At 74.8% G+C, this 17,647-nt stretch carries 7 protein-coding genes; all 7 read left to right on the top strand.

Annotated elements, in window-relative coordinates; translation table 11 throughout:
* The 7 genes from ACL03H_RS22160 to ACL03H_RS22130 all read left to right on the top strand — a co-directional run bounded on the left by ACL03H_RS22160 (position 1) and on the right by ACL03H_RS22130 (position 17,615).
* Positions 1-843: a hypothetical protein gene (locus ACL03H_RS22160; RefSeq protein WP_412813228.1), complete on the top strand. Its 843-nt coding sequence runs from the start codon at positions 1-3 to the stop codon at positions 841-843.
* A complete protein-coding gene (locus ACL03H_RS22155; RefSeq protein WP_412813227.1) occupies positions 840-1,433 on the top strand; it encodes a DUF2786 domain-containing protein in 594 nt (197 codons plus the stop codon). Before ACL03H_RS22160 ends, ACL03H_RS22155 begins: the two co-directional genes overlap by 4 nt.
* The gene (locus ACL03H_RS22150; RefSeq protein ID WP_412813226.1) at positions 1,430-2,581 is read left to right on the top strand and encodes an acyl-CoA dehydrogenase family protein; all 1,152 of its coding nucleotides are present in this window, start codon (positions 1,430-1,432) and stop codon (positions 2,579-2,581) included. The genes ACL03H_RS22155 and ACL03H_RS22150 overlap by 4 nt, the downstream gene beginning before the upstream one ends.
* Positions 2,582-2,941: 360 nt before the next feature.
* Entirely contained in the window at positions 2,942-3,973 is a 1,032-nt protein-coding gene (gene sbnB / locus ACL03H_RS22145; RefSeq protein ID WP_412813225.1) for a 2,3-diaminopropionate biosynthesis protein SbnB, read from the top strand.
* A gap of 31 nt (positions 3,974-4,004) precedes the next feature.
* Positions 4,005-4,994, top strand: coding sequence for a 2,3-diaminopropionate biosynthesis protein SbnA (gene sbnA / locus ACL03H_RS22140; RefSeq protein ID WP_412813224.1), 990 nt, complete (start codon positions 4,005-4,007; stop codon positions 4,992-4,994).
* A 19-nt stretch (positions 4,995-5,013) separates the two neighbouring features.
* Positions 5,014-16,797: an amino acid adenylation domain-containing protein gene (locus ACL03H_RS22135; protein ID WP_412813223.1), complete on the top strand. Its 11,784-nt coding sequence runs from the start codon at positions 5,014-5,016 to the stop codon at positions 16,795-16,797.
* Positions 16,794-17,615 carry an ABC transporter permease gene (locus ACL03H_RS22130; protein ID WP_412813222.1) on the top strand — a complete coding sequence of 274 codons (822 nt, stop codon included), beginning with the start codon at positions 16,794-16,796 and terminating at the stop codon, positions 17,613-17,615. Before ACL03H_RS22135 ends, ACL03H_RS22130 begins: the two co-directional genes overlap by 4 nt.
* Positions 17,616-17,647: the final 32 nt, after the last annotated feature.

Genomic DNA, 17,647 nt, shown 5'->3' with positions numbered 1-17,647 from the left:
ATGTACCGGACCTCGGCGGCCCTCGCGCCGCACGGGCTCAGCTCCTCGGCGCTGGGCCTCCGCCGCATCGTGCACCGCCGCTTCCCGGCGGGCCAGCACCGGATCGACGACGAGTTCTCGCTGCGGCACTTCCAGGACCTCACCGGTGCCTACGGCGTGGCGCACCGGCCGGAGCTGGCCGAGCGCGGCAACCCGTTCGCGGCGATGGCGGCGGCGCTGATCACCGAGCACGACCTGGTGGCCGAGCCGGTGCGGCTGGGCGTCGTCGCGCACGCGACGCCGGACCTGGACTGCAGGCTGGCGGCGCCGACCTACCTGTCCGAGGTGCTGGTGCCGGACGGGCTCTCGTTCACGCTCACCGACAACGGGGTGTGCGCCCCGTTCGCCGCGCTGCGGCTGGCGAGCTGCTACGCCCAGCGGCACGGCTGGGAACGCGCGCTGGTGGTGCTGGCGGACCAGGCGGCGCTGCCCTACGAACCGGACTGCGCCCCGGCGGCGGTGGCCAGCGGCGACGCCGCGGTGGTGCTGCTGCTGGAGCGCGACCGGGGGCATCCGCCGGTCGCGGTGCGCGAGCGGCCGGGCGTGGCTCGCCCGGAGGTGCCCGCCGCGATCGAGGCCGTGCTCGACGAGCTGTCCGGGGACGAGCGGCCGGTGGTCGTGGCCGGTCCCGCGCTCGATCCCGAGCGCGACCTGCCCGGCCGCGAGGTGCGTTCGGTGGTCCCGGGCCAGCCGTGCACCGGGGTGTGGGCGGAGCTGGCCGAGCGCCCCGGCCCGCTGGCGCTGGTGGACTACGACGAGACCACCCGCGACCTCGGCGTCTGCGTGGTTGCGGGGCCCCGGTGACGGGCGCCGGCGGGGAGCTCGGTCCGCTGCTGCGCGGGCGGGCGCGGCAGGAGGGCCTGGCCCCGGCGCTGGCCGGGTTGCACGCGGAGCTGAGCCCGCGCGCACCGCACCACGGACCCACCGGGTTCGCGGTGGTCCCCGCCGAGCTCGCCGGCGGCGGCGCGGAGCGCACCGAGCGGTTGCCCGGTGGTGCTGTCGCGGTGCTGCGGGGCCGTCCCGGCGCCGAGCCGGAGGGCTGGGGCGAGGCGGTGGTGTGGCTGCGGCTCGGGTGCTCCGAGGCGCTGCGGGAGGCCGCCGTCCGGTACCTCGGCGAGCGCACTTCCGGGGACTCCGCGCTGCTGCACCGGCAGCTCGTGCGCGCGCAGCTCGCCGAGGCGCTCACCGGGCAACTGGAGGTGCGGGCCGTGCTGGGCCGGGACGAGCCGCGCACCGCCGGGGACCTGACCCACGCGCACGACCGGCTCGGCGCGGCCGATCGCGGGCTGGCGCGGCTGCTCGGCGCGAGCGGTTACCTCCTCGGCGGACCCGGGCACGTCGCGGACGTCTCCGCGCTGCTGGCCGCCGCCTACGCCCACCCGGAGGGGCCATGACCGACCGCTGGTACCGACAGCTGCGGCAGCACTTCCGCGAGCTGGGCGCGGACCTGCTCCCGCACGCGCTGGAGCTGGACCGCGACCCGGAGGCGATCCGGGAGCACTTCGACCTGCCCGCCGTGCGCTACCTGGCCGCGATGGGCGTCCCGCCGGAGCACGGCCACGATCCGGACCCGGTCGCCGGCCGGCCCTGTCACGGCGCGCTGGCCCGGGAGCGGGTAGTGATCATGGAGGAGCTGGCCGCGGCGGACGCCGGGATGCTCGTGGCCGCACCGGGACCGCTGCTGGCCGGGGTGCTGGTCGGCCTGGTCGCCGACGAGCGGCAGCGGGAGCTGTTCTACGGCCGGATGCTGGAACGTCCGCTGTGGACCTTCTTCGCGCTCACCGAACCGGACCGCGGCTCCGACGCCGCCGGGCTCGGCACCGAGCTGCGGCCCGCCGACGACGGGGGCTACCTGCTGACCGGGGCGAAGCGCTACGTCGGCAACGCCTGCCGCGCGCAGCTCGGCGTGGTGTTCGCCCGCACGGGACCCGGCCCGCTCGGGATCGTGCCGGTGCTGCTGGAGACCCCGGCCGCTGGTTTCACCGCGGCACCGCTGCCCAGCATCGGGTTGCGCGGGGCGCGGATCAGCTCCATCGAGCTGGACGAGGTGCGGGTGCCGGAGGAGAACGTGCTCGGCCGGCACCTGTCGCCGACCCGGCGCGGGATGTGGGCGTTCGTGCAGACCTTCAACCTGCTGCGGCCCGGGGTCGCGGCGATCGGCGTCGGGATGGCCCGCGCCGCGCACGAGTACGTGCTCGCGCACCGCGGCGCGCTGTCCAAGGACGAGCGGCACCGGATCGACGCGCTGGGCAGGCGCGTCGACGGCGCCCGGGCGCTGACCGAGCGGGCCGCCGAAGCGGTGGACGCGCGCACCTCGGACGGGCACCTCGCCTCGGCGGCGAAGTTGCGCGCCGGGCACCTCGCCGAGGAGGCCGCGCTGCTGGCCTGCGAGTTCTTCGGTCCCGCGGCCAGGCTGGAGCACCCCCTGCTGGACAAGCTGGTGCGGGATTCGAAGTCGCTGGAGTTCATCGAGGGCACCACGCACGTGCAGCAGCTCAACCTGGCCCAGGGGCTCGTCTCCGGCAAGGTCTCCACGACCTAGCGGGACGGGGGGCGGCGCCCCAGCGGCCCTCTCAGAGGGGGAGCGACCCCCTCCGGTGCGTCCGCGCGACGGCATCGCCGCCCTGGCGGGCGAGCGCGGGGAACCCGCTCGGTCCCGGTCGCACCGGTGGGCCGAGCGGCCGCCCCGCCCCGGCGACCCCGCCCGAACCGGGACGTCAGCTCGAAGTCAGCTCGGTGTCAGCGGATGCGGGCAGCATCGGGAGAGCCGGTGCGAGAGGCGGTCGCGAGACCCGGATTCCGCGCCGCGACGGGGAGAACCCCGGCACCGGCCGAGCGCGCCGCGAGGCCGCCCGCAGCCACGCCGGCCCAGCCGGGCCGCCCGAGCAGCAACGGAGACCCCATGCCCGAGAAGCCGACGTTCGCGGTCGTGCCCGGTGCCCAGGTGCACGAGGTGCTCAGCGGCCGGGAGCGCGAGCTGGTGGACCTGGTCGCCGACACCTACCGGTTGCACGGCGCCGGTGACACGGTGAACCCGCCGTCGTACTTCCTGCGCTTCGCGGACCGGCCGGAGTCGCGGATCATCGCGCTGCCCGCCTCGGTGGGCGGAGCGGTCGCGGTGGACGGCATCAAGTGGATCTCCAGCTTCCCGCGCAACATCGACTCCGGGCTGCCGCGCGCCTCGGCGGTGCTGGTGCTCAACGACCCGGCCACCGGCTACCCGCTGGCGTGCCTGGAGAGCTCCATCATCAGCGCCGTGCGCACCGCCGCCTCGGCGGCGCTGGCCGCCGAGCGGCTCAGCGCGCAGGACCGCCGACCGCGCCGGGTCGGGTTCGTGGGCACGGGGCTCATCGCCCGCTACATCCACACCTACCTGCTGGGCTCCGGCTGGGACTTCGACGAGGTCGGGGTGCACGACCTGGACGCCGGGCACGCCGAGGGCTTCCGGTCCTACCTGGAGAACACCACCGCCGCGGGCCGGATCACGGTGCACGAGAGCTGCGAGGAGCTGGTGCGCGCCAGCGACCTCGTCGTGTTCGCCACCGTCGCCGGGGTCCCGCACGTGTCCGAACCCTCCTGGTTCGAGCACGCGCCGCTGGTGCTGAACATCTCGCTGCGCGACCTGTCGCCGGAGGTGGTGCTGTCCGCGCAGAACGTGGTGGACGACGTGGAGCACTGCCTCAAGGCGAACACCTCGGTGCACCTGGCCGAGCAGCGCACCGGGAACCGGGACTTCCTCGACGGCACCCTCGCCGAGGTGATGGACGGCCGGGTCCGGCTCGACACCGGGCGGCCGGTCGTGTTCTCGCCGTTCGGCCTCGGGGTGCTGGACCTGGCGGTGGGCAAGTACGTCCACGACGAGCTGGCCCGCGGCGGCGGGCTGCGGGTGGTCGAGGACTTCTTCTACGAGCTGGATCGCTACGGGAAGCGCTGAGCCTCGGCTCGGCGTGGGCGGGAGACGTCGCGTGCCTGTCATCACGAGACCGCACGAGTTCAACGTGGACGACCTCTACGTGGACCTGCTGCGGGTGACCGGTCACCGGTTGTTCCTCAAGTGCGAGGGGTTCAACTTCGCCGGTTCCATCAAGCTGAAGGCGGCCGCCGAGATGATCGCCGCCGCCGAACGAGCGGGGCAGCTGGTCCCCGGCACCATGCTGGTCGAGAGCTCCTCCGGGAACCTCGGCGTCGCGCTGAGCCTGGTCGCGGCCAGCCGAGGCTACCGCTTCGTCTGCGTCACCGACGCGCGCTGCAACCTGGGCGCCCGCCAGCTGATGCAGTCGCTGGGCGCCGAGGTCCAGGTGATCGGGGAACCGGACGCCGAGGGCGGCCTGCTCGGCGCGCGGCTGCGCCGGGTGAAGCGGATCTGCGCGGAGAACGACGGCAGCGTCTGGCTCAACCAGTACGCGAACCCGGCGAACTGGCTCGCGCACTACCGCGCGACCGGACCGGAGGTGCTGCGCGACTTCCCGGACCTGGACGTGCTGTTCGTCGGCGCGGGCACCACCGGGACGTTGATGGGCTGCGCCCGCTACCTGCGCGAGGTGCGGCCCGCGGTGCGGGTGGTGGCGATCGACTCGGAGGGGTCGGTCACCTTCGGCACCCCGCCCGGCCCCCGCATGATCCCCGGCCTGGGCACCGGGGTCCGCCCGCAGCTGCTCGACGAGTCCTTCGTGGACGACGTGGTGCACGTGGCGGAGGTGGACACGGTGCGCACGGTGCGGCGGCTGGTGGCCGGCGGGTTCGTGTTCGGCGGCTCCACCGGAACGGTGGTGTGCGGCGCGGCGCGCTGGCTGGAGCGCAACGGCGCCGGGCCGGAGACGACCGCCGTGGCGCTCGCCCCGGACCTGGGGGAGCGGTACCTGGACACGGTGCACAACGAGCAGTGGGTCAGCGACATCTACGGCGCGGACGCCATCGCCTCGGCCGATCTCGGCGGAGGGGTGACCGGGGCGTGAGGTCTTCGAGGGGAGTGCGATGACGGCAGTCGAGACGCCGAGCCTGCCGCTGTCCGCCGGGCAGCGCGACATCTGGTTCGACGAGGTGGCGGCGACGAGCGGCGGCACCGGCGGGAGCGCGGCCTACAACACCGCCGGCTACCTGGACATCTCCGGGCCGCTGGACGTGGAGCTGTTCACCCGCGCGGTGGCCGGTCTGGTGGCCGAGGCCGAGTGCGTGCGCTGCCGGTTCACCGAGGTCGACGGCGAGCCCCGGCAGTGCGTGGAGCCGCTGCCCGAGCCGCCGCTGCGGCTGCGGGACTTCAGCGGCGAGGCCGATCCGGTCGCCGCCGCCCGCGACTGGATCGGCGGGGAGCTGGACCGGCCGTTCGCGCTCACCGAGTTCCCGCTGTTCCGGCTGGCCCTGGTGCGGGTCGGGCCGGACCGGGTGTTCTTCTCGATGTGCATCCACCACCTGCTGTGCGACGGGTTCAGCCAGGTGGTGTTCTGGCGTCGGCTGGGCGAGCTCTACGACGCCCTGCTGACCGGGGAGTCCGCCGCCGACGGCGCGCTGCCGCCGCTGCGCGAGCTCATCGACGCCGAGGCCTCGTACGCGGTGTCCGGGCAGGCCGAGCGGGATCGTGAGTTCTGGGCGAAGCGCTTCCCCGCGACCCCCGAGCTCGTCACGCTCTCCCGCGCGGACGCCGCGCCCGCGCAGCGCTTCCACCGCGTCACCGAGGTGGTGGGGTGGCGGGTGCTGGAGCGGGTGCGGGCCGCCGCGCGCGAGGCGAAGGTGACCGTGCCGACCGTGCTGCTGGCCGCCTTCGGCGTCTACACGCAGCGGATGACCGGCGGGCCGGACGTGCTGCTGTCGATGCCGGTGACCGCGCGGGTGAACCGCCGGATGCGCGCGATCCCGGGCATGGTGAACAACTACGTGCCGCTGCGGTTGCGGGTGCACCCCGCGATGTCCCGCGCCGAACTGCTCAAGCAGCTCTCCGGCGAGCTCGCCGGAGCGATCAAGCATCAGCGGCACCGCGTCAGCCGCATCCGGCAGGGCATGGGCCTGGCCAGCGACGACAACCGGCCGTTCGGGCCGTTCGTGAACGTGCTGCCGCAGGAGACCCGCCCGAGCCTCGGGGGCTGCGAGGTCGTGGTGCACAACCTGTCCACCGGACTGGTCGACGACCTGGAGGTCACCGTCGTCGACGCCCCCGACGGCGGGGTCGAGGTGCACCTGAGCGCCAACCGCGCCCGGTACTCCGAACAGGAGGCCCGGGAGCACCTGGAGCGGTTCTGCGCGTTCCTGCGCCGGTTCGCCGAGCTGGATCCGGGCGGCAGGCTCGCGCAGCTGGAGCTGGTCGACGAGCGGGAGCGGGAGCGGCTGCTGGACGCCGGAACCGGTCCGGACGGGCCGGTGGAGCCGACGGACGTGGTGGCGCGGGTGCGCGAGTGCGCGGCGCGCACCCCCGACGCCGTCGCGGTCGCCGATGAGGCGGGCGAGCTGGGCTACGCGGAGCTGGTGGCCCGGGCGAGCGCCGTGTCCCGCCGCGTGCGGCCGGGCGTGGTGGGGGTGCTGGCCGCGCCGGGGACCGGGTTCGTCACGGCGGTGCTCGGCGTCCTCGGCGCGGGCGCGGCCTTCCTGCCGCTGGACGTGAACGCGCCCGCGGCCCGCACCGCCGGGCTGATCGCCGACGCCGGTTGCGCCCGCGTGATCACCGATGCCGGGCACCGCGAGCTCGCCGCCGAGGTGGCGGGCGATGCGGAGGTGCTGGAGCTGGACGGCGCCGTCGACGAGGTGTTGGCGCCGGTGCTGGGCTCCGGTCTCGACTTGGGCTACGTGATCTTCACGTCGGGTTCGACGGGTCGTCCGAAGGGGGCGATGGTGCACCGGCTGGGGATGGTGAACCACTTGCTCGCGAAGGTGGAGGACTTGGGGTTGGTCGAGGGTGATGTGCTGGTGCACAACGCTCCGGTGACCTTCGACATCGCGGTGTGGCAGATGTTGGCCGGGCTGCTGGCCGGCGCCCGCGTCCGGGTGGTGCGGCGGGACGTCGCCGCCGATCCGGACTCGCTGTTCCCGCTGGCCTCGGCGGAGTCCGTGACGGTGCTGGAGGTCGTGCCGTCGCTGCTGCGGGCCGCGCTGGACGGCTGGGACGCCGGGCTGGCGGTCCCCGAGCTGACCGCGCTGCGCTGGCTGGTCGTGACCGGCGAGCCGCTGCCGCCGGACCTGTGCGCCCGTTGGTTCGCCCGGTTCCCGGGGATCCCGCTGATGAACGCCTACGGGCCGACCGAGTGCTCCGACGACGTCACCCACGGCGTCTTCTCCGCCCGGGAGCAGGACTTCGGCGTGCGGGTGCCCATCGGGCGCCCGGTGCGCGGCACCCGGCTCCACGTGCTCGGCGACCAGCTCCGCCCGGTGCCCGCCGGGGTGCCGGGGGAGTTGTACGTCGCCGGGGTCGGGGTCGGTCGGGGTTACCTGGGTGATCCGGCGAAGACGGCGTTGGCCTTCCTGCCGGATCCGTTCGCCGCGGACGGTTCGCGGATGTACCGCACCGGTGACCGGGTGGTGCTGCGTCCGGACGGGCAGCTGGAGTTCCTGGAGCGACGGGACTTCCAGGTCAAGATCCGCGGTCACCGCATCGAGCTCGGCGAGATCGAGGTCGCCCTGCGCGAGATCGCGGGCGTGGCGGACGCCGCCGTCGCCGTGGTCCCGGACCCGGCAGGGCACAAGCGGCTCGTCGCCTACCTGGTGGCGACCGAGCCCGGAACGCCGCCGGACCCCGCGCGGGTGCGCGCGGAGCTCGGCACCGCACTGCCGTCGTACATGGTCCCGGCGGTGGCGCTGATCTTGGACCGGTTGCCGTTGACGGGGAATGGAAAAGTGGATCGCAGCGCACTGCCCAAGCCGGAACTCGCCGCCGCCTCGGCCACCCGCTCCCGGACGCCGCAGGAGGAGGTGCTGTGCACCGTGCTCGCCGAGGTGCTGGGGCTGCCCTCGGTCGACGTGGACGACAACTTCTTCGCCATCGGCGGCGACAGCATCAGCTCCATCCAGGTCGTCAGCCGCGCCCGCGGCGCCGGGCTGGCGCTCACCCCGCGCGAGATCTTCCGCCGCAAGACCGTCGCCGAACTGGCGAAGGTCGTGCAGCCGATCGGCGGCCGGGCGCTGCCGGACGCCTCGGACGGAGTGGGCGCGGTCGAGCTGACCCCGATCGCCGAGCAGCTCCGCGAGGACGTGGGCACCCGGACCGAGCAGGTCCGCGAGTTCAGCCAGCACGTCGTGCTCGCGCTGCCCGCCGGGGTGACCGCCGACTCGCTGGTCACCGCGCTGCGAGCCGTGCTCGACCACCACGACGCGCTGCGCCTGGTGCTGCACGTGCCCGCCGAGGGCTTCTGGGCGCTGGAGACGGCGCCCACCGGTTCGGTCGACGCGGCCGCGCTGCTGCGCACCGCCGACGCCTCCGCCGCCACCGACCTGGACGCCGAGTGCGCCCGGCTGATCCGCGAGGCCCGCGCCGAGCTCGCTCCGCAGGACGGGACGGTGCTGCGCGCGGTGCTGGTGCGCGCCGGGGAGGGGCGCCGGGACCGGCTGGTGCTGGTGGTGCACCACCTCGCCGTGGACGGGGTGTCCTGGCGGGTGCTCGTCCCCGACCTGGCCGCCGCCTGGCGGGCCGGCGAGGCGGGCGATCCCGTGGAGCTGGGCGCGGTGGGCACCTCGCTGCGGCGCTGGGCGCAGGCCCTCGGCGAGCAGGCCCGCTCCACCGAGCGGATGCGCGAGCTGCCGGTGTGGACCGAGCAGCTGCGCGACGCCGGACCGCTCGGGGACCGCCCGCTGGACCCGGCGCGCGACGTGCGCGGCACCGCCCGCTCGCTGCGGGCGGAGCTGTCCGCCGAGCTCACCTCCGCGCTGCTCACCGACGTGCCCGCCGCCTTCCACGCCGAGATCAACCCGGTGCTGCTGACCGGCCTCGCGGTCGCGCTGGCCGAGCGGCGCCACCGGCTCGGCCTGAGCGGCACCGCCTCCCGGATCGAGCTGGAGGGTCACGGCCGCACCGGCCTGTCCGAGGACCTGGATCCGAGCCGGACCGTGGGGTGGTTCACCTCCGCGTTCCCGGTTCGGCTGGACCCCGGCGAGTTCGACGCGGCCGAGGCCTTCGCGGGCGGACCGGCGATCGCCGAGGCGTTCAAGCTGGTCAAGGAGCAGTTGCGCGCGCTGCCGGACGACGGGCTGGGCTACGGGCTGCTGCGCTACGTCAACCCGCAGACCCGCGGCGCGCTCGCCGCCGCCGGGCACCCCGAGATCGGCTTCAACTACCTCGGCCGCTTCGGCGTCGACGAGGAGGCCGAGTGGTCGTTCACCGGTGGTGGCGAGGCCGTCGGCGTCGGCGAGCACCCGGACGTGCCGCTGCGCTACGTGGCGGAGTTCGCCTCGCTCACCGAGGACCGGGCCGACGGCCCGCACCTGGTGGTGGACTGCACGTGGGCCGGGGAACTGCTGTCCGAGCAGGACGCCCGCGAGCTCACCGAGGGCTGGCTGCGCGCGCTGGAAGCGCTGGCCCGGCACGCCGCCACCCCGGGCGCCGGGGGTCGCACCCCCTCGGACTTCCCGCTGATCCCGTTGCGGCAGCGGGAGATCACCGCCCTGGAGCGGGAGCTCGGCCCGATCGAGGACCTGCTGCCGCCGACGCCGCTGCAGCGGGGGCTGCTGCTGCAGGCCGAGCGGGACCAGGAGGGACTGGACGTCTACACGCTGCAGGTGACCGTGGACCTGGAAGGGCCGCTGGACACCGCCGCCGTGCGCGCCGCCGGGGAGGCACTGCTGCGCAGGCACCCCGCGCTGCGCTCCGGCTTCCACCGCCTCGGCTCCGGTGAACCTGTGCAAGTGGTGCTGCCGGAGGTCGAGCTGCCCTGGCAGGAGACCGACCTGTCGCACCTGCCGGAGGAGGAGCGCGCCGCCGAGCTGGAGCGGCTCACCGAGCGGGAGTGGGCCCGCCGCTTCGACCTCGCGCGTCCCCCGCTGGTGCGGCTCGGCGTGGTGCGCACCGGGGACGAGCTGTTCCGCCTGATGTGGACGGTGCACCACGTGGTGCTGGACGGCTGGTCGAACCCGATCTTCGGCCGGGAGCTGTTCGAACTCACCGCCAGCGGCGGCGACGCGCGGGCGCTGCCCGAGGTGGCCCGCTACTCCGGCTACCTGGAATGGCTGGCCCGCCAGGACGTCGAAGCCGCCGAGGAGGCCTGGCGCGCGGCGCTGGGCACCCTCGACGAACCGACGCTGCTGGCCCCCGGTGCCGCCGGACACACCCCGGAGCTGCCCGAGGCGCTCGTGGTGGACCTGCCGGACGGGCTCACCGGCCGGCTCGCCGAGTTCGCCCGGGACCGCGAGCTCACCCCGAACACCGTCGTGCAGGGCGTGTGGGCGATCCTGCTGGGCCAGCTCACCGGCCGCCGGGACGTCGTGTTCGGCGCGGTGCACTCCGGTCGTCCGGCCGAGCTGCCCGGGGTGGAGGCGGTGCTCGGCTCGTTCCTGACGACGCTGCCCGTCCGGGTCGACACCGCCCCGGACCGCACGGTCGGCGCGCTGCTCGCCGAGCTGCAGGAACAGCAGTTCGCGCTGGACCCGCACCGGCACCTGGGCCTGCCCGAGGTGCAGCGAACGGCGGGGACCGGCGCGGCGCTGTTCGACACCGTGCTGAGCTTCCACAACTACCCGATGTCCGACGCCCGCGAGCTCAGCGGCATCGTCCCCGGCGTCCGCGCCCTCGGCGGCCTGGCCAGGGTCGTCGCCGAGTACCCGCTGGCGCTGGGCGTCTACCCCGGCGAGCCGATGCGGCTGGAGGCGCAGTTCCAGCCCGCGCTGCTGGACGCCCCGGCCGCCGCCGCGATCGTCGACCGCTTCGTCCAGCTGCTGCGCACCGCGCTCGCCGAGCCGGAGACCCGGGTGGGCGCGCTGGAGTCGCTCACCCCGGAGCAGCGGCTGCGGGTGCTGCGCTTCGGCGGGACGATCACCGACGAGCCGCGCGCGGTCGCCCCGGACCTGCTGGCCGAGCAGGCCCGCGAGCGCCCGGAGCACGAGGCCGTGGTCTTCGGCGAGGACTCCCGCAGCTACGGCGAGCTCGCCGGGCGGGCGAACCGGCTGGCCCGTTGGCTCATCGCGCGCGGCGCCGAACCGGAGGGGCTGGTCGCGCTGGTGCTGCCGCGCTCGCACCTGATGGTGGAGGCGGTGGCCGGGGTGCTGGCCAGCGGCGCGGCCTACCTGCCGGTGGACCCGAAGCTGCCCGCCGAGCGAATCGAGCACATGCTCGCCGACGCCCGGCCCGCGCTGGTGCTCGGCACCGGTGCCACCCTCGCCGAGCTCTCCGGTGGGGACGTGCCCGCGGTGGCGCTGGACGAGGTCGAGGACGAGCTCGCCGGGTTCGACGACGGCCCGGTGACCGACGCGGAGCGGGCCCGCCCGCTGCTGCCCGGGCACCCGGCCTACGTCATCTACACCTCCGGCTCCACCGGGCGCCCGAAGGGCGTGCTGGTCCCGCACGGGTCGTTGTGCGCGATGATCGCCAGCCACGGGGAGCGCTTCGGGCTGGGTCGTGACAGCCGGATGCTGCTGTTCGCCTCGTTCAGCTTCGACGCCTCGGTGTGGGAGATCGGCCTCGCGCTGCTGCGCGGCGGCACCCTGGTGCTCACCGACGACGAGACCCGGATGCCGGGTCAGCCGCTGGTGGACCTGATCTCCGCCGCGCGCATCACGCACGTCGGCATCCCGCCCGTGGTCGCCGCGTCGCTGCCCCCGGGCAGCGAGCTGCCCGCCGGGCTCACCGTGGTGGTCGCGGGCGAGGCCTGCTCCGCCGAGGTGGTGGCCCGCTGGGCCGACCGGGTGCGGCTGTTCAACGGCTACGGGCCCACCGAGGCCGTGGTCGGCGCGACGATCAGCGGGCCGCTCGCCGGCGACCAGCGCCCGCCGATCGGCGAACCCACCACCGCCCACCGGGTGCACGTGCTCGACGCGGCGCTGCGCCCCGTCCCGGTCGGCACCGTCGGCGAGATCTACCTCAGCGGCGGGCTCGCCCGCGGCTACCTGGACCGCCCCGGTCTCACCGCCGAGCGGTTCGTGGCCGACCCGTTCCGGGAGGGCGGCGAGCGGATGTACCGCACCGGCGACCTCGGCCGGTGGCGCCCGGACGGCCAGCTGGACTACGCGGGCCGCTCCGACGACCAGGTGCAGCTGCGCGGGTTCCGCATCGAGCTCGGCGAGGTGGAGTCGGTGCTCGGCTCCCATCCCGAGGTCGAGCAGGCCGTGGTCGTGGTCCGCGAGGACGAGGCGGGCGACAAGCGGCTGGTCGGCTACGCGGTCACCGCCGGGGGTGAAGGCGTGCTGCCGCGCGGCCTGCGCGAGCACCTGGCCGACACGCTGCCGGACTACATGGTCCCGGCCGCGCTGGTGGCGCTCGGTTCCTTCCCGCTGACCTCGCAGGGCAAGGTGGACCGGGCCGCGCTGCCGGAACCGGAGACCGCGCCGCGGGCGGGCCGCGCCCCGCGCACCCCGGTGGAGGAGATCCTCTGCCACGTCTTCGCGGACGTGCTCGGGGTGCCGCAGGTGAGCATCGACGACGACTTCTTCGCCTCCGGTGGGCATTCGCTGCTGGCGACGCGCGTCGTGGGCCGGGCGCGCTCGGCCCTGAACGTGGAGCTGCCGATCAAGGACCTGTTCGAGGCGCGCACCGTCGCCGGGCTCGCGGAGCGGGTCGGCGGGGCCGAGCGGGCGCGGCGGCCGCTGGCACCGGCCGACAGGTCGGGGCAGCTGCCGCTGTCCTACGCGCAGCGCAGGCTCTGGTTCCTCAACCGGCTGGAGGCGGCGAGCACCGGCACCTACAACGTTCCGCTCGCGCTGCGGCTGACCGGGGAGCTGGACGTGACGGCGATGCGCGCGGCCCTGGGCGACGTGGTCGCCCGGCACGAGAGCCTGCGCACCGTCATCCCGGACCACGACGGCCTGCCGCACCAGCAGGTGCTCGCCGCGGCCGCCGCGCGCCCGGACCTCCCGGTGGTCGACCTCCCGGCCGACGAGCTGGGGCCGCGGCTGACCGCCGAGGCCGACCGCGGCTTCGACCTGAGCGCCGACGCGCCGCTGCGGGCCCAGGTGTTCCGGCTCGCGCCGGAGGAGCACGTGCTGCTGCTGGTGCTGCACCACACCGCCTTCGACGGCTGGTCGATCGCGCCGCTGACCCGCGACCTCACCGCGGCCTACCGGGCGCGGTGCGCCGGGAAGGCGCCGCGCTGGACGCCGCTGCCGGTGCAGTACGCCGACTACGCGATCTGGCAGCGGGAGGTGCTGGGCGCGCCGGACGACCCGGACAGCGCGCTCTCCCGCCAGCTGGAGCACTGGACGAGCACGCTGGCCGGGCTGCCCGAGGAACTGGCGCTGCCGACGGACTTCCCGCGCCCCGCCGTCGGCGGCAACCACGGCGACGAGGTCGAGTTCGTCGTGGAACCCGAGCTGTACCAGGGGCTGCTGGCGGTCGCCCGGGAGTCCGGGGTCACCGCGTTCATGGTCTTCCAGGCCGCGCTGGCGGTGCTGCTGACCAAGCTCGGCGCCGGGACCGACATCCCGGTGGGCAGCCCCATCGCGGGCCGCACCGACGAGGCCACCGACGACCTGGTGGGCTTCTTCGTCAACACCATCGTGCTGCGCACCGACACCTCCGGGGACCCGGAGTTCGGCGAGCTGCTGCACCGGGTTCGCGAGGCCGATCTCGGCGCCTACGCCCACCAGGAGGTGCCCTTCGAGCACGTCGTGGAGGCGTTGAACCCGCGTCGCTCGCTGTCCCGGCACCCGCTGTTCCAGGTGATGCTGGTGCTGCAGAACGACCAGGACGAGCCCGCGGCGCTGCCGGGCCTGGAGGCGCGGGTGCAGCCGGTGGTCTCGCCGCGGGCCAAGTTCGACCTCACGGTGCAGCTCGACGAGCTGCACGCGGGTGGCGCGCCGGACCGCGTGCGGGGCGCGCTGGAGTACAGCACCGACCTGTTCCGCCGCGAGACGGTGGCCGCGCTGGCCCAGCGGTTCCTGGGGGTGCTCGCCGCCGTCGCCGAGGACCCGTACCGGCGGCTCAGCGAACTGGACGCGCTGCTCCCCGGCGAGGAGGAGGAACTGCGCGCCACCGGCACCGGAGCGGTGGTCGAGGACGTTCCCGACGGCGTGGTGGAGCTGGTGCGCGAGCGCGCCACCCGCACTCCGGACGCGATCGCCGTCGCCGACGACACCGGTGAGGTGAGCTACGCGGCGCTGGTGGCGAGGGCCAGCGCGCTGTCCCGCCGGCTGGCGGGCGCGGGACCGATCGGCGTGCTGGCCTCCCCCGGCGCGGGCTTCGTCACCAGCGTGCTGGGCGTGCTCGGCGCCGGTGGCGCGTTCGTCCCGCTGGACGTGCACGCCCCGCGTTCCCGGCTCGCCGGGCTGCTCACCGACAGCGGAGCCCGGCACGTGGTGGCCGACGCCGCGCACGCGGAGCTCGCCGGGGAGGTCGTCGCGGACTCGGGCGCGGCGGTCGAGGTGGTGGTGCTCGACGGCGTGGAGGACGCGGAGCTCGCGCCACCGCTGGGCTCCGGTCTCGACTTGGGCTACGTGATCTTCACGTCGGGTTCGACGGGTCGTCCGAAGGGGGCGATGGTGCACCGGCTGGGGATGGTGAACCACTTGCTCGCGAAGGTGGAGGACTTGGGGTTGGTCGAGGGTGATGTGCTGGTGCACAACGCTCCGGTGACCTTCGACATCGCGGTGTGGCAGATGTTGGCCGGGCTGCTGGCCGGCGCCCGCGTCCGGGTCGTCCCCCGGGAGGTCGCCGCGAACCCGGACGCGCTGTTCGCGCTGGTCGGCTCGGACGGCGTGAGCGTGCTGGAGGTGGTGCCCACGCTGCTGCGGGCCGCCCTGGACTCCTGGGACGCGGGAACCGCACCGGACCTGACCGGGCTGCGCTGGCTGGTCGTGACCGGGGAGGCGTTGCCGCCGGACCTGTGCGCTCGCTGGTTCGCCCGGTTCCCGGGGATCCCGCTGATGAACGCCTACGGGCCGACCGAGTGCTCCGACGACGTCACGCACGCGGTGCTCACCGCCTCCGACGTGATCGGCCGCAGCCGCGCCCCGATCGGGCGCCCGGTGCGCGGCACCCGGTTGCACCTGCTCGACGACCACCTGCGGCCGGTGCCCGCCGGCGTGGTCGGTGAGCTCTACGTCGCCGGGGTCGGGGTCGGTCGGGGTTACCTGGGTGATCCGGCGAAGACGGCGCTGGCCTTCGTGCCCGATCCGTTCGCCGCGGACGGTTCGCGGATGTACCGCACCGGTGACCGGGTGGTGCTGCGTCCGGACGGGCAGCTGGAGTTCCTGGAGCGGCGCGACTTCCAGGTCAAGATCCGCGGTCACCGCATCGAGCTCGGCGAGATCGAGGTCGCCCTGCGGGGGCTGGAGCGCATCGGCGACGCCGTGGTGGACGTGGTCGCCGACTCCGGCGGGCACAAGCGGCTCGTCGGCTACCTGGTCGCCGCCGACGCGGACGGCGTCGAGGTGGAGCAGGTCCGCGACCGGCTCGCCCAGGTGCTGCCGGAGTACATGGTGCCCTCGGCCTGGGCGGTGCTGGCGGCGATGCCGGTCACCGCGCACGGCAAGGTCGACCGCGCCGCGCTGCCCGCCCCCGATCTCGCCGGCGAGGCGCGGGGCCGGGGACCGCGCGGTCCGGTGGAGGAGGCGCTGTGCGGCATCCTCGCCGAGGTGCTCGGGCTGCCCGGGGTCGGTGCGGAGGAGAACTTCTTCACCGTCGGCGGCGACAGCATCACCTCGATCCAGGTGGTCAGCAGGGCCCGCGCGGCGGGGATCCCGCTGGCGGTCGCCGACCTGTTCGCGCACCAGAACGTCGCCGCGCTCGCCCTCATCGCTCGGCAGCGCGAGCAGGAGGCGGGCGAGGACGCGGTCGAAGCGATGGAGCGGGTCTTCGACGAGGTCCGCGACACCGAGGGCACCGACCCGTTCGGCACCGTGCTCGCGCTGCGCCCGGACCGCCCGCTGGCCCCGGTGTTCTGCCTGCACAGCGGGGTCGGATTCAGCCTCCCGTACGTGGGGCTGACCGCGCACCTGGGCGATCGCCCGATCTACGGCCTCCAGGCGCCGGGGATCACCGAGCTCGCCGAGATCCCGGAGACGCTGCCCGAGCTGGCCGCCGACTACGCCCGCCGGATTCGGCAGATCCGCCCGGAGGGCCCGTACCACCTGCTCGGCTGGTCCTTCGGCGGAGTGCTCGCGCACGAGATCGCGGTGCGGTTGCAGGCCGAGGGCGCGGAGGTCGGCGTGGTCGCCGATCTCGACGCCTACCCGCCGGAACCGGACGAGGGCGATGACGACGAGCAGGCGATGCTCGGCTGGGTCTGGGAGCTGATCGGCCACGAGCGGGCCGAGCTCACCGGTGACCAGCTCACCGACGACCGCATCGCCGACACCCTGGAGCAGGACGGCAACCCGCTGGCCGAGATGGGCCGCGACCGGGTGCTGGCCATGCTTCGGGTGATGCGCGCCCACTCGCGGATGTCGGTGCGCCACCGGCCCGGGGTGCTGCGCGGCTCGATGCTGCTGTTCACCGCCACCGACGGGCTCTCGGAGCGGGAGATCGAGGCGAAGGCCCTGCGGTGGGCGCCGCACGTGGACGGTGCCGTGCTCGCCCACCCGATCGAGTGCGGGCACGACGACATGATGGAGGCGGAACCGCTGGCCCGGATCGGGGTCGCGGTGGCCGCCGAGCTCGACCGGGCGGACCGGTCGCAGGCGGGAGGAGAGCGATCGTGAGCGCAACAGCCGGCATCGCGGTGCCGGGCGGACCCGGTGCCGTGCTCACCGAGGTGGCCGCCGTGGCCGGGCGGAGGCTGCGCCACCTGCGCCGGGCTCCCGGCCGGTTCATCGGGATCACGCTGAACCCGCTGGTGTCGATCCTGGTGCTGGGCTACCTGTTCCAGAGCTCGATCACCATCCCCGGCGGGGGCGACTACCAGGAGTACCTGTTCGCGGGCGCCGCGCTCCAGGTCGGGCTGGCGGGGGTGGGACCGACCGCGATCGCGGTCGCCTCGGACCGGCAGGGCGGGCTGATCGACCGGTTCCGGTCGCTGCCGATCTCCCGCGCGTCCGTCCTCTTCGGACACACCTGCGCGGACTTCCTGGTCGGGCTGGTCGGGTTGATCGTGGTCACCGCGGTCGGCCTGCTGCTGGGCTGGCGCCCGCACACCGGGCCGGTGCAGGTGATCGCGGGCTTCGGGCTGCTGGCCGTGTTCCTCTACGTGATGCTCTGGGTCGGCGTGCTGCTGGGCATGGTGCTGCACAGCCTGGAGTCCATCGACTCGCTGGCGCCGCTGATCGCGGTGGTCTTCCCGTTCCTGTCCAACGCCTTCCTGTCCGAGCAGAACCTGCCGGGCTGGCTGGTGCCGCTGGCCGCGTGGAACCCGATCAGCGCCGTGGCCACCGCGTGCAGGCAGCTGTGGGGCAATCCGGTCACCACCGGCACCGGATTTCCCTCCGAGCACCCGGGAATCGTGGTGCTGGTGACGCTGGCCGCGCTGTTCGCGGTGACCACCTGGATCAGCCTGCGCCGCTACCGCGACGCTTCTCGATGAGCTGCGGACCTGTTGCACAGGTGGCCGGGTGG

Source organism: Saccharopolyspora antibiotica, from assembly GCF_047200635.1.
In the GTDB taxonomy this organism is placed as follows: domain Bacteria; phylum Actinomycetota; class Actinomycetes; order Mycobacteriales; family Pseudonocardiaceae; genus Saccharopolyspora_C.
Note: the sequence above shows the minus strand (reverse complement) of the source record. Positions and strands in the feature narration are given on the sequence as shown.